The sequence below is a fragment of the Bradyrhizobium sp. SHOUNA76 genome (assembly GCF_023006445.1).
GTDB lineage: Bacteria > Pseudomonadota > Alphaproteobacteria > Rhizobiales > Xanthobacteraceae > Bradyrhizobium.
In genome coordinates, this window is record NZ_JALBHA010000133.1 from 1 (window position 1) to 13029 (window position 13029).

General features: G+C 64.2%; 11 protein-coding genes. 6 read left to right on the forward strand and 5 right to left on the reverse strand.

The annotated features are described in order from the left end of the window. The 5 genes from MOV74_RS16510 to MOV74_RS16530 all read right to left on the reverse strand — a co-directional run. Positions 1–1442: cytochrome P450 (locus MOV74_RS16510; RefSeq protein WP_246924361.1), on the reverse strand; the 1442-nt coding region annotated here is incomplete at its 3' end. Between the two features lie 128 nt (positions 1443–1570). Further along, entirely contained in the window at positions 1571–2566 is a 996-nt protein-coding gene (locus MOV74_RS16515) for an alpha/beta fold hydrolase (protein ID WP_246924363.1), read from the reverse strand. 10 nt (positions 2567–2576) lie between these two features. Continuing rightward, positions 2577–4127: a wax ester/triacylglycerol synthase family O-acyltransferase gene (locus tag MOV74_RS16520; protein WP_246924366.1), complete on the reverse strand. Its 1551-nt coding sequence runs from the start codon at positions 4125–4127 to the stop codon at positions 2577–2579. Between the two features lie 45 nt (positions 4128–4172). Continuing rightward, the gene (locus tag MOV74_RS16525; protein ID WP_246924368.1) at positions 4173–4973 is read right to left on the reverse strand and encodes a triacylglycerol lipase; all 801 of its coding nucleotides are present in this window, start codon (positions 4971–4973) and stop codon (positions 4173–4175) included. Beyond that, positions 4973–5230, reverse strand: coding sequence for a DUF6489 family protein (locus MOV74_RS16530; RefSeq protein ID WP_071915885.1), 258 nt, complete (start codon positions 5228–5230; stop codon positions 4973–4975). Before MOV74_RS16530 ends, MOV74_RS16525 begins: the two co-directional genes overlap by 1 nt. A gap of 304 nt (positions 5231–5534) precedes the next feature. On the opposite strand from MOV74_RS16530, the gene MOV74_RS16535 reads away from it, so the two are divergent. The 6 genes from MOV74_RS16535 to MOV74_RS16560 all read left to right on the forward strand — a co-directional run. Next, positions 5535–7130 (forward strand): ABC transporter substrate-binding protein, encoded by a 1596-nt coding sequence (locus tag MOV74_RS16535; RefSeq protein ID WP_246924370.1) that lies wholly within the window; start codon positions 5535–5537, stop codon positions 7128–7130. Positions 7131–7234: 104 nt separating this feature from the next. Continuing rightward, positions 7235–8215 carry an ABC transporter permease gene (locus MOV74_RS16540; protein WP_246924372.1) on the forward strand — a complete coding sequence of 327 codons (981 nt, stop codon included), beginning with the start codon at positions 7235–7237 and terminating at the stop codon, positions 8213–8215. Between the two features lie 11 nt (positions 8216–8226). Then, a complete protein-coding gene (locus MOV74_RS16545) occupies positions 8227–9198 on the forward strand; it encodes an ABC transporter permease (protein ID WP_246924375.1) in 972 nt (323 codons plus the stop codon). 28 nt (positions 9199–9226) lie between these two features. Next, on the forward strand, positions 9227–10213 hold the full coding sequence (locus MOV74_RS16550; protein ID WP_246924379.1) for an ABC transporter ATP-binding protein: 987 nt from the start codon (positions 9227–9229) through the stop codon (positions 10211–10213). Then, entirely contained in the window at positions 10210–11199 is a 990-nt protein-coding gene (locus MOV74_RS16555) for an ABC transporter ATP-binding protein (RefSeq protein WP_246924382.1), read from the forward strand. Before MOV74_RS16550 ends, MOV74_RS16555 begins: the two co-directional genes overlap by 4 nt. Positions 11200–11280: 81 nt before the next feature. After that, a partial coding sequence (locus MOV74_RS16560) for a gamma-glutamyltransferase family protein (RefSeq protein ID WP_246924385.1) occupies positions 11281–13029 on the forward strand: 1749 nt, incomplete at its 3' end.

The window sequence follows — 13029 nt, forward strand, 5'->3', positions numbered from 1 at the left end:
GAGGACGCGGCCGCGACAGGCCCGCCATAGGCGCCCCGCTCGCGATCGGCGCGCGGACGCACCTTGATCTTGAAGCCTTCCGGCTTCATCGTCAGGGTTTCCTTCAGGTGCATTTGGTAGCGCTGGTGGTCGATCAGCTTGAAGCGCTGCAGGATCATGCCGAGCGCCAGCGCGGCCTCGTGCATGGCAAAACCGCGGCCGATGCAGGCGCGCTGGCCGTTGCCGAACGGCTTCCAGGCATTGATGGGCCGTTTGGCCTCCGCCTCACGGCTGAAGTTCTCGGGATCGAACGCATCGGGATTTGGCCCCCAGACGGAGGGGTCGCGATGCAGCGCGGTCACCAGGATGGTGGTGAAGGTGCCTTTCCTGAGCTTGTATTTGCCGCCGCCGATGGTCTCGTCGCTCAGCGGCGAGATGCCATAGGCCGGCGCGGGCGGCCACAGCCGCAGCGCCTCTTTCAGGATCTGCGTGATGTAGGTGAGCTGCGTCACCTGCTGATAAGTCGGCTTGGCGTTGACATCGGGGCCGAAGACGCGGTCGACCTCGTCGTAGGCCTTCTTGAGAATGTCCGGGTGCTTGAGCAGCGCATAGAGCGTGTAGGACAAGAGGCCGCTGGTGGTCTCGTGGCCCGCGATCAGGAACGTGTTGATCTGGTAGCGGATGTTGACGTCATCGAGCTGCTCGCCGGTCGAACGGTCGACGCCGGTCATCATCGCGGCGAGCATGTCCTTCTTGTCGTCGCTTCCTTCCGCGCCCTTGCGCCGCTCGGCGATGATCTCGTCGACCATCTTGTTCATGAAAGCGACGTCTTCAGCCATCGTCTTGCGCCGCTTCTGCATCCAAAACTGCTCGAGCGGCAGGCCGCGGGTCATCATGATGGTTTCGAGCGAGCGCACCAGCGACTCGACAAAGGGGTGGTAGTCGCGCCGGTAGAACGAATTGAAGCGGTACTCGAAGCCGCACAGGCCGATGGTGTCGAGCGTCAGCGCGGTCATGTCGTGGACGACGTCGATCTCCTCGTCGGCGTTGAGCCGCTCCCATTTGTTGACGAGCTGCTCGGCGATATCGACCATGCTCGGGTGATAGGATTGCATGGCGCGGTTGCCGAAGGGCTGAAGGAGGATGTTGTGCGCCTTGCTCCAGTTCGGCTCCCTGGTGTCCGCCGTGAACAGGCCGTCGCCGCCGACCGCACGCACGCGTCGCAACGCCCCGCGCACCGTCTTGTCAAACCGCTTCTCGTCGGAGAGTTCGTCGACGAGGTCATGGCCGGAGACGACGACGATCGGCGAGCCCATCATGTCGAGCCAGAAAATCGGACCGAGCTCCTTGGCGAGCCGCGTCAGGTGCTGCACGGGGGCGGCCGAGTCCAGCGACAGCATGTTGCCGACAACCGGCTTGGTCGGCGGATGCGGGATCGGATCCAGACGGTTCTTGGATGACATTAAAAGAGCTTCCCCCTGATCGCGTCATTCCGGGGCGATGCGCAGCATCGAACCCGGAATCTCGAGATTCCGGGTTCGCCCTTCGGGCGCCCCGGAATGACGTCTCATCTACATCGACGGCTGGGTCGTCACCCAAACCGCCTTCTACGCCATTCGATCAGCTTGGCGCTGACCTCCTCCGGCTTCTCCTGCTGCGTCCAATGGCCGCTGTCGCGGACGAGATATTTTTCGAGGTCGGGGATCAGCTTGTCCATGCCATCGGCGGAAGACGGCGGCAACACCGCGTCGTTCTCGGCCATGATCATCAGCGACGGCACGTGCACCGTATGATCGAGCCCTTCGGCGCGCGTCCAGTTGCGCGACATGTTGCGATACCAGTTGATGCCGCCGGTGAAGCCGGTCCGGGTGAAGTTGTCGACGAACACCTTCTTCTCTTCCGGCGACAGGATCGGCGTACGCGGATCGTGCTTCGCGTCATAGGCTGCAATCATCTGCGGAAACGCCAGATTGACCCGCGGCGAAGCGCCGACGCCGGCAACCACTTCCTCTGCCGGCGCGTCGGGCGGCCGCGGCGCCGGCTTGCGCATGAACGCATCAAAAGTCTGTTCGACGCGACTGCCGAAAATCCTGTCGGGCTCACGCGCCGGGTCCTGGAACTGCACGATGTACATCTTGTCACCGAAGCGCGCGCGCAGGAGCTCGATCGGATCGGCCCCAGCGCGGTTGGTGTGAGGCGTGTTGATGCCGACCACGCCTGCAACCCGCTCGATGTGCCGCAACGGCATCTGCCAGACGATGAAGCCGCCCCAGTCGTGACCGACGAAGATCGCCTTGTCGATATTCAGATGGTCGAGGAGCCCGACGAGGTCGCCCGTCAGGTGCTCAATGTCGTAGTCCTCGACGGGCTCGGGCCGGTCGGTTGCGCCATAGCCGCGCTGGTCCGGCGCGATCACCCGGATGCCGGCCTCGCTCAGCGCCTTGATCTGGTGACGCCAGGAGAAGGCGAGCTCGGGCCAGCCGTGGCACAGCACGATCGGCGGCTTGTCGCTGACCGGGCCCGCCTCGTAATAGCCCATGCGGATTCCGTTCGTCTGCACGAACTTGAGCGGTGGCATCTCAATCATCACAATATTCCTACTCTGCGGCGCCCTTGACATCGATCGCTGGCGGCGCGTAGGCCGCTTCGAGCGCGGCGAACTCCTCCGGCAGCATGTCGCACATCACCTGCACGTGCGGAATGATGTTGGCGCCGACGATGAAGCCGAAATCGAGCTGGTCGCGATAGCTCTGCACGGTGATGTTGAGCGCCTGCCCGTGCGTCGAGATCGACACCGGAAAGATGTGCAGAAGCTCGGCGCCGGCGGCATAGAGCGTCTGTCGCGGCCCCGGCACGTTGGACACGGTGATGTTCGCGGCCGGCGGCAGCACGTCGGACAGGTTGGAGCGGCTGTAGAGCAGCGCGAGGATCTGCACCATGATCGGCGCGCCCAGCATCGAGATGTTGGAAACCTGCGGCATCAGGGCGCGCAGCGGATGCGACATTTCCTTGGACTTGGTTGATTGCGCGATGATCGCCTCGAGGCGCGCCTTGGGATCGTCGATGTTGGTCGCGATCGCGCAGATCATGCCGAACACCTGGTTGTTGGCTTCGGTGTTGCCCTCCTCGCGCAGCGAGATCGGCACCGCCGCGGTCAGTGATTTTGCCGGCAGCGTACTATATTGCTGGAGGTAGCGTCGGACCACGCCGGAGGCGAGCGCCAGCACGACGTCGTTGAGCTTGCCGCCAGCAAGCTTCGCCAGCGCCTTGGAGCGCGACAACGAGATCGACACGCCGGCAAAACTGCGCTCCGACGAGATCGTCTTGTTCAGCATGGTCGGCGGCGACACCATGCTGGCGAGGCTCTCGCGCGACTTGGGATCGGAGACCTTGCCGAGCACCTCGGACACGCTCTTGAGTACGGTCGGAATGTTGCCGGCGAAGCGCACCGCGCTCTCGATCTGGTACATCGCATTGTCGAACAGGATCGAGCCGATGTCGCTCTTGCCGGTGCGCGGCAATTGCAGGTTCTTCGCGGCGGCCGAGGCATCGAGCGGCTGGGTGAAGAGCTGCTGATAGGAATCGAGCAGGTTCGCGGCGATGTCGCGCGGCTCCTGTCCGGGCTTGGCTCCTGCCGTCGGCGGATCGACCTTCCGCGGGATCGGGGAGATATCGTAGATCATGTTGGTCAGCGCCGCACCGGCGCCGCCGTCGATGGCGGCATGGTGCATCTTGGAATAAAGCCCGACCTCGTTTTCCTTCATGCCCTCGAACACGTAGAACTCCCAGAGCGGGCGGGCCCGGTTCAACAGCTTGGCGTGCATCCAGCCGACGATGCGCTCGAGCGTGGCCCGGTCGCGCGGCTGCGGCAGGCTGGCGCGGAAGATGTGGCGGTCGATGTCGAACTGGTCGTCCTCCACCCAGGAGGGATGGTCGATGTCGAGCGGCGCCTTCTCCAGCCGCGCCTTCAGGATCGGCGCGATGTGCAGGCGCGAGACGATCATCGCCTTGAAGTCTTCGAAGAAGTCGCCCTTGTAGTCGTCGGGCAGGCGAAAGATCGCCATGCTCCCGACATGCATCGGCATTTCCGGCGTCTCCAGATAGAGAAACGACGCGTCCAGCGACGACAGCTTCTTCCCGTCAGCCATAGTTCCCTCCCGAGATTTGACGGGCGCCTTAGCCGGCGCTTCTCGTCAGGCCGATACTGCCTGTTCCGGCGGGGGATATGCAATGGCAAACGGCCCTGCCCGGTCAAATGGCGAGAATTCCCCCTCCGGTTGGGCCAGGCGGTCGGCCACGGCCCACAGCGCCGCGGGGTTCACCCCGAGCCCGATATGGCTCGCCAGGTACACCTCGATGTTCTCGGCACGGTCGGAGGGACGGAGCAAGCAGGTCCGCCAGTTCACGACACCGTCGGCGCGCGAATAGATCGAGGTTGCCGGCACCGGCAGATCGCCGGCGATCGCCTCGCGCGCTTCCGCAAAATCCTCGACCCGTTCGCCGGACAGCGCCTCGTAGAGCCGCGTGGCGTTGGTCGCCCGCACGTCGTTGGCAAAAGGGCTGCCGAGCGTGATGACATAGCGAACCTTGTCGGGCGCCCACAGTGCGAGATCACGGGCATAGACGCCGCCGAGACTCCACCCGACCAGGCTGACCTTGCGCCCCGTGGCGGCATGGATTTCGACGAGACGACTGCGCAGCGAACCCCTCATCCGCCCCAGCCCACCAAGGTTGCGGCCCATTCGCCATGCATGCGCCTCATAGCCGAGCTCGCTGAGATAGCGCCGCATCGGCATCATCGAGAGATCGCTGGCGAGAAAGCCCGGCAACGCCAGCACCGGATGGCCGTCGCCCCTGGGCGCGCGCATCAGAAGCGGCGACAGCAGCAGGCTGGCGTTGAATTCGAACAGGCCGCGAGCCTCGGCAAGCAGCAGGCCGAGGCCCGGCGGACGAAGCCGGCCTCTCTCCAGCGCCCCATCCGGCCCGGGCGACACTATTTCTTCTTGTCGCCGCTGCGCGGGCTGCCGAGACCGGCCATGGTGACGAACATGTCCTGAAACCGCTCCGCGATCTTCGGATCGAAGGTGAACCAGCTCTGGATCAGCGATTCCGGGGAGACCTTGTCGATGTTGGACATCATCTGTTGCTGCAGCTTGTCCATGACAGCGGTCTGCATCGGCATCACGTCCGGTAGGCCGAAGAACTGGCGGGCCTCGAGGGGGGTGCAGTCGATTTCGATGTTAACTTTCATGTCCCCTCCGGAATGAGATTCGAGCGGCTTGGCGGAGTATCGCCGCGAGTTGTGGTGCGACGCAAGCGACCTGATGCCGGCGCGACATGCCCCGTCCCGCAATTGGCGGGTATGGTCAACCAAAGTCGAAAGACGCGGTCCTCCATGCCAGACGCCACGGTCAGCATTGCTGCACAGCGGTGCAACTTGGCGCGTTCCTTGCTGGAATGGCGCTTGCACCGGTCGAGAACTCTGGGCAACATGGATTAATCGGCCGGCCGAACAATCAAAAACCACCGGCACGGCGGTGTGGAGAGGGTCAAGAATGTCAGTATGTCGGAGTCTGTTCGCGGCGACGCTCGCCGGTACGTTTGCGTTGACGGTCTCGCCCGCGACCAGCCAGACGCTGCGCTATGCCAACCAAGGTGACCTTAAGTCCCTCGATCCCTATACGCTCAATGAGAGCACCACCCACGCCCATCTCGGTCACGTCTATCAAGGCCTCACCGCGCGCGACAAGGACCTCAAGATCATTCCGGCGCTGGCGGAGAGCTGGGAAACTCCGGAGCCGACCCGCTGGCGCTTCCATTTGCGCAAGGGCGTGAAATTCCACAACGGAGACCCTTTCACCGCCGATGACGTGGTGTTCTCCGCCGATCGCGTCCGCAAGAAGGGGTCCAACATGCAGACCCGCCTTGCGCCCGACGTCAAGGTCGTCAAGGTCGACGACTACACCGTCGACTTCGTTCTGCCTTCGCCCAATCCCATCCTGCATAACTCGTGGGATGTCTGGTACATCATGGACAAGAAATGGGCCGAGGAGAACAACGTCGTCGATCCGACGCCGGTGGCGGCGACCACGCCGAGCTACGCCTCGCTGCACGAGAACGGCACCGGTCCCTTCACCATCGAAAGCCATCAGCCTGGCGTGAAGACCGTATTCAAGGCCAATCCCAATTACTGGGGCAAGATGGAAGGTAACCTGAAGGAGATCGTTTTCACCCCGATCGCCTCGGACGCCACCCGCGTCGCTGCTCTGCTCTCGGGCGAAGTCGACGTCATCGAGCCGGTGCCGATCCAGGACATCTCCCGCGTCGATTCCAGCCCGAACGCCCAGGTGCTGAAGGGGGCGGAGCTGCGCACCATCTTCATCGGCTTCGATCAGATGCGCGATGAGCTGCTCTACTCCAACATCAAGGGCAAGAATCCGTTCAAGGACGTCCGCGTCCGCGAAGCCTTCTACAAGGCGATCGACATCGAGCTGATCAAGACGCGCGTGATGCGCGGGCTGTCGACACCGTCAGCCCTGATGATCGCACCGGAATTGTTCGTGCTGTCCAAGGAGTTCACGCGACCGAAATTCGACCCTGACGGCGCCAAGAAGCTCCTGACAGAGGCCGGCTATCCCGACGGCTTCGAGGTCACGATGGATTGTCCGAACGACCGTTACGTCAACGACGCTGCCATCTGCCAGGCCGTGGTCGGCATGCTTGCCCGCATCGGCGTCAAGATCAATCTTCTGGCGCAGCCGAAGGCGCAATACTTCGCCAAGGTGCTGAAGCAGGGCGGCTACCAGACCTCGTTCTACCTGCTGGGCTGGACGCCGAGCACGATGGACTCGCACAACGTGCTCTACGACATCATGGGCTGCCGCGACGATGCGAAGTCTTCGCGGGGCGAGGCCAATCTCGGCGGCTACTGCAACAAGGAGTTCGACGCCATCACCGACAAGGTGCTGGTCGAAACCGACGCTGCCAAGCGCAACCAGCTGATCAAGCAGGCCTACGAAATCGGCAACAAGGACTGGTCCTACATCCCGCTGCACCAGCAGGCGCTGGCCTGGGGCGTATCGAAAAAGGTCAACCTGCCGCAGCGCGCCGACAACCTGGTCATGTTCCATTGGGCAACCAAGAAGGAATAGCGTCAGTTGAACACGAGGTCCCGGCGGCGTCAGGCTTCCGGGACCTTTCCTTTTCCGGCTGACAGAGGCGTCAGCCGCACGCACACCCAAGGACAGTGGAAGGCATGCTCGCTTTCACTCTTCGCCGCGCCGTTCAGGCCATCGGCGTCATGTTCGCCGTCGGCATCATCGCCTTCTCGATGTTCCGTTTCGCCGGCGACCCCGTCAACCAGATCGTCTCGATCGACACGTCGGCGGCCGAACGCGAGGTCGTGCGCAAGTCGCTCGGCCTCGATGATCCCGTGCCGGTGCAGTTCGTGCGCTATTTCGTCGACGCCGCGCAATTCAAGTTCGGCGTCTCCTACCAGTTCCGCCAGCCGGTCTCGACGTTGTTGATGGAGCGTATGCCGGCCACGCTGGAACTTGCGGTCTGCGCGACCGTGTTTGCCATGGTGTTCGGCATTCTGATGGGTGTCTATTCGGCGCTCAAGCGCGACACCGTGCTCGCCAAATTGTTTCAGGCGGTTTCGCTGATCGGCATCTCGTTGCCGACTTTCCTGATCGGCATTTTGCTGATCTATCTGTTCGCGGTGACATTGGGCTGGCTGCCCTCGTTCGGTCGCGGCGAGGTGGTCAAGCTCGGCTGGTGGAGCACGGGTCTGCTCACGTTGTCGGGACTAAAGGCGCTGATCATGCCCTCGATCACGCTCGGCCTGTTCCAGATGACCCTGATCATGCGGCTGGTGCGCGCGGAGATGCTGGAAGTGCTGCGGACCGACTACATCCGCTTCGCTCGCGCTAGGGGCCTGACCACCCGCGCCATCCATTTCGGCCACGCGCTGAAGAACACGCTCATTCCCGTGATAACGGTGGCCGGACTTCAGTTTGGCTCGGTAATTGCTTTTTCGATCATTACCGAAACCGTGTTCCAATGGCCGGGTATGGGACTCCTGTTCGTGCAGGCCGTGCAAAACGTCGACATCCCGATCATGGCCGCCTATCTGCTGATGGTTTCTCTGATCTTCGTCACCATCAATCTGGTGGTCGACATCCTCTACACCGTGGTCGATCCGCGCCTGCGCGCGACCGTCGGCCGCGCCACATAAGGCAGCCCTGCATGTCCGACGCAGTCGCCTCCAATTCCGACAAGCAGAGCGCGCCGCCCGCGCATGCCGGCCGCAGTTGGCTCAGCCGCGCTCTCGACAGCGACATCTTCTATTCGTTCCGCCGTTCCAAGCTGACCATGGTGGCGGCGGCTATTACCGTGCTGTTCTTCCTGCTTGCGATCTTTGCATCCGCGCTCGCCGTGCAGAACCCGTTCGATCCGGCGCAGCTCCAGTTGATGAACTCTCGGATCTCGCCGCTCTGGACCGCCGACGGCCAAAGCCCGTTCCTGCTCGGCACCGACGAGCAGGGCCGCGACGTGTTCTCCGCAATTCTCTACGGCATGCGCATCTCGCTGGCCGTGGGCGTCGCCGGCGTGATCTTCGCCGGCGCGCTCGGCATCGCGCTCGGCCTGATCGCGGGCTATTTCGGCGGGGCGGTCGACGGCGTGATCATGCGGATCGCCGATGTGCAACTCACCTTCCCCGCCATTCTGATCGCGCTGCTGGTCAACGGCATCGCGAAATCGATCTTTGGTAACCGGCTGGATGCCAACAGCATGCTGGTGGTGCTGGTGATCTCGATCGGCCTGAGTTTCTGGGTCGGCTATGCCCGGACGGTGCGCGGCTCCGTGATGGTCGAGAAGAACAAGGACTACGTGGCCGCCGCGCAGCTGATCGGCCTGCCCGCGCCGAAGATCATGCTGCGACACGTGCTGCCCAACACGATGGGGCCGATCCTCGTCATCGCCACCATCAATCTTGCGCTGGCCATCATCACCGAGGCGACGCTCTCCTTCCTCGGCGTCGGCCTGCCCGACACCATGCCCTCGCTTGGCACGCTGATCCGCATCGGCAACAATTATCTTTTCGCCGGCGAATGGTGGATCGTCGCCTTTCCCGGACTCGCGCTGGCCGGGCTGATCCTGTCGATCAACCTGCTCGGCGACTGGCTGCGCGACGCGCTCAACCCAAAACTTCGATGAGCAAAACTTTGACAAGAGCGCCTCGCCCATGACCGAGCCCGTTCTCTCCGTGCGCAACCTTCAGGTGGAGTTCGCTTCCCGCCGCGGCACGCTGCGCGCCATCGACGGCGTCTCCTTCGACATCGCCAAAGGCGAAGTGCTGGGCGTGGTCGGCGAATCCGGAGCCGGCAAATCCGTCACCGGTCTCGCCGTGATTGGCCTGATCGATCCGCCCGGCCGCATCGCCGGCGGCGAGATCCATCTGGCCGGTCAGCGCATCGACAATCTGCCGCCGGAGGAGATGCGCCGCATCCGTGGAAAGCGGATCGGCATGATCTTCCAGGACCCCCTCACCTCGCTCAATCCGCTCTACCGGGTCGGAGACCAGATCATCGAGACGATCCGAACCCACCTGAACCTGTCGGAGACGGCCGCCCGCCGCCGCGCCATCGACCTGCTCGCCGAGGTCGGCATTCCCGCGCCGGAAAAGCGCATCGACGGCTATCCGCACGAATTCTCGGGCGGCATGCGCCAGCGCGTCGTGATTGCGCTGGCGATCTGCGCCGAGCCCGAGCTGATTATCGCCGACGAGCCGACCACCGCGCTCGACGTCTCCGTGCAGGCGCAGATCATCTCGCTGATCAAGCGGCTCGGCCGCGACCACGGCACCGCCGTGATGCTGGTGACGCACGACATGGGCGTGATCGCGGAGACCTCCGACCGCGTCGCGGTGATGTATGCCGGCCGTGTCGCCGAGATCGGTCCGGTCCAGGATGTCGTCAGAAATCCGCTGCACCCTTACGCCAAGGGCCTGATGGGCGCGATCCCGACGCTGGCCGGCGACGACAAGCGCCTCATGCAGATTCCCGGCTCCATGCCGCGGCTGTCGGCAATCCCGCGCGGCTGCTCGTTCAATCCGCGCTGCGACTTCGCATTCGACCGCTGTCGTGTTGACCGGCCGGAGCCGCTGCCACGGGGCGCGCAATCGGTCGCCTGCCATCTCTATGACAATGTGCCGGCGGAGAGCGCGGCATGAGCGCCCCCTTCGTTCAGGCCAGGGGCCTGCGTCGCGTCTTCGACGTCTCAAAACCCTGGCTCAACCGCGTGCTCGAAGGCGGGCACCTCGAATATCTCAAGGCGGTGGATCACGTCGCATTCGATATCAGGAAGGGCGAGACGTTTGCGCTGGTCGGCGAATCCGGCTCGGGCAAGACCACGGTGGCGCGGATGGTCGTGGGCCTGCTGCCGCCCAGCTCGGGCGACGTCCTGATCGACGGCGTCTCGATGACGGATCCGCGGCAAGCGCCGGCACGCCGAAAGCTGCGCCGCCGCATCCAGATGATCTTCCAGGACCCCTATGCGAGCCTGAACCCGCGCTTCCGGGTGGATGCCATCATCTCCGAGCCGATCCGCGCCTTCAACCTGATCCAGGGCGAGCGCGACATCCAGGCCCGCGTCGGCGAGTTGCTCAGCCTTGTCGGCCTGCATCCCGACGACCGGCTGAAGTTTCCGCACGAATTCTCCGGCGGCCAGCGCCAGCGTATCGCGATCGCGCGGGCGCTCGCCTCCGATGCCGAGTTCATCGTGTGCGACGAGCCGACCTCGGCGCTCGACGTCTCCGTGCAGGCGCAGATTCTCAATCTGATGCGCGACCTCCAAGACAAGTTCGGCCTGACCTACATGTTCATCAGCCACAACCTCGCCGTGGTTCGCCACATGGCGAGCCGCGTCGGCGTGATGTATCTCGGCCGCATCGTGGAGATCGCGGAGGGACGCGAGCTGTTCGCCAATCCGCGCATGCCCTACACCAAGATGCTGCTCGGCGCCGTGCCTGATCTTGCCATGAGCGGCCGCCAGCGCATCCCCGTGAAGGGCGAGATCCCGAACCCGATCAACCCGCCCTCCGGCTGCGCCTTCAATCCGCGCTGCCCGCTGGCGTTCGATCTCTGCCGCAAGGAGACGCCGGAACTGATCGACGGTGTCGCCTGCCACGCGGTCAACACCGCGCCGGTCCCGGCGTGATGCGCGCGTGCCATGCTAGCAGCGCATTGGCGGCGCGGCATCGCCTGTGATCAATTGCGCGTGCCGCAAATGAGGTAATCCATGGCCAGCAACGTCAATCCCGATCCGTTCACGACGCGCCCCGAGATCGAGGGCACGTTCGGGGTCGTTGCCACCACGCACTGGATCGCGACCGCCGTCGGCATGGCTATTCTGGAAAAGGGCGGCAATGCCTTCGACGCCGGCGTTGCCACAGCCTTCACGCTCCAGGTGGTCGAGCCGCATCTGAACGGCCCCGGCGGCGACGTGCCTGTCATCGTGCACGACGTGAAGCATGGGCGCACCGAGGTGATCTGCGGCCAGGGACCGGCGCCGGCGCGCGCCACCATTGCGCATTACAGGAGCGAGGGCCTTGACATGGTGCCAGGCACCGGCCTGCTCGCGGCCTGCGTCCCCGGCACCTTTGAATCCTGGATGATGCTGCTGCGCGACTACGGTACGATGCGCGTGCGCGATGTGCTGGAGGCCGCGATCTCCTACGCGCGCGACGGCTATCCATTGGTCGAGCGCGCCTGCGCCACGATCCAGACCGTCGAGCAATTGTTCCGCAAGCACTGGCCGACCTCGGCGGCGGTTTACCTGCCGAACGGCGAGGTGCCGAAGCCCGGCACGCTCTTTACCAACAAGACACTGGCGGCGACCTACACCCGCATTCTCAACGAAGCCGAGAGCGGCGGTGGAGGCCGTGACGCCGAGATCGAGCGCGCGCGCAAGTCGTGGTCGCAAGGTTTCGTCGCCGAAGCTATCGACAAGTTCTGCCGGACGCAGGAAGTGATGGACGTCAGCGGCTCGCCGCATCGCGGCGTCCTTTCCGCCGACGACATGGCGCGCTGGCAGCCGACGATCGAGGCGCCGCTGACCTACGATTATGGCCGCTACACCGTCTGCAAGGCCGGCGTCTGGAGCCAGGGACCGGTCACCCTGCAGCAGCTCGCGCTATTGAAGGGCTTTGCGCTCGACGGACTCGATCCGACCGGGCCGGAGTTCATCCACCTCCAGATCGAATGCGCAAAGCTCGCCTTCGCCGACCGCGAGAAATTCTACGGCGATCCGAAATTCAGCGAGATCCCGATCGGGACGCTGCTGTCGGATGCCTACAACGACGAACGTCGTAAGTTGGTTACCGAGAAAGCTTCGCTCGATCTCCGGCCCGGCATGGTGGAGGGCCTTGGCGGCGTGGTCAAGCTGCGCCGCGCTGAAGGCCAACGCGAGGCCGTTGGCGCGCTTGGCGCCGGTGAACCAACCGTGGGGCGATTCGGCGAGGTGCGCGGCGACACCGTGCATTTCGACATCATCGACAAAGCCGGCAACATGGTGTCCTCGACGCCGTCGGGAGGCTGGCTGCAATCCTCCCCGATCATTCCCGAGCTGGGTTTCTGCCTCGGCAGCCGTGCGCAGATGTTCGACTTGGAAGAGAACCAACCGAGCTCGCTCGCGCCGGGCAAGCGGCCGCGCACCACGCTGTCGCCGACCATGGCGCTGCGCGATGGCGAGCCCTACCTCGCCTGGGGCTCGCCCGGCGGCGACCAGCAGGATCAATGGATCACGCAGTTCTTCCTGCGCCACGTCCATTGCAATCTCAATCTCCAGGAAGCGATCGACGAGCCGGCCTGGCACTCCGAGCATTTCCCGATCTCGTTCTGGCCGCGCACCGCGCGCCCCGGCGTGCTCGTGGTCGAGAACCGCGTGCCCAAGGCAACCATCGAAAATCTTCGCGAGCGCGGACACATCGTGGAGGTCGGCCCCGACTGGTCGGAAGGCCGCCTCACCGCAGCCTCGCGCGTGGGTCGG

Coding starts and splice junctions, on each gene's coding strand:
- MOV74_RS16515 (WP_246924363.1), bottom strand. CDS start 2,566: ATGATTGAGATGCCACCGCTCAAGTTCGTGCAGACGAACGGAATCCGC.
- MOV74_RS16520 (WP_246924366.1), bottom strand. CDS start 4,127: ATGGCTGACGGGAAGAAGCTGTCGTCGCTGGACGCGTCGTTTCTCTAT.
- MOV74_RS16530 (WP_071915885.1), bottom strand. CDS start 5,230: ATGAAAGTTAACATCGAAATCGACTGCACCCCCCTCGAGGCCCGCCAG.
- MOV74_RS16535 (WP_246924370.1), top strand. CDS start 5,535: ATGTCAGTATGTCGGAGTCTGTTCGCGGCGACGCTCGCCGGTACGTTT.
- MOV74_RS16540 (WP_246924372.1), top strand. CDS start 7,235: ATGCTCGCTTTCACTCTTCGCCGCGCCGTTCAGGCCATCGGCGTCATG.
- MOV74_RS16545 (WP_246924375.1), top strand. CDS start 8,227: ATGTCCGACGCAGTCGCCTCCAATTCCGACAAGCAGAGCGCGCCGCCC.
- MOV74_RS16550 (WP_246924379.1), top strand. CDS start 9,227: ATGACCGAGCCCGTTCTCTCCGTGCGCAACCTTCAGGTGGAGTTCGCT.
- MOV74_RS16555 (WP_246924382.1), top strand. CDS start 10,210: ATGAGCGCCCCCTTCGTTCAGGCCAGGGGCCTGCGTCGCGTCTTCGAC.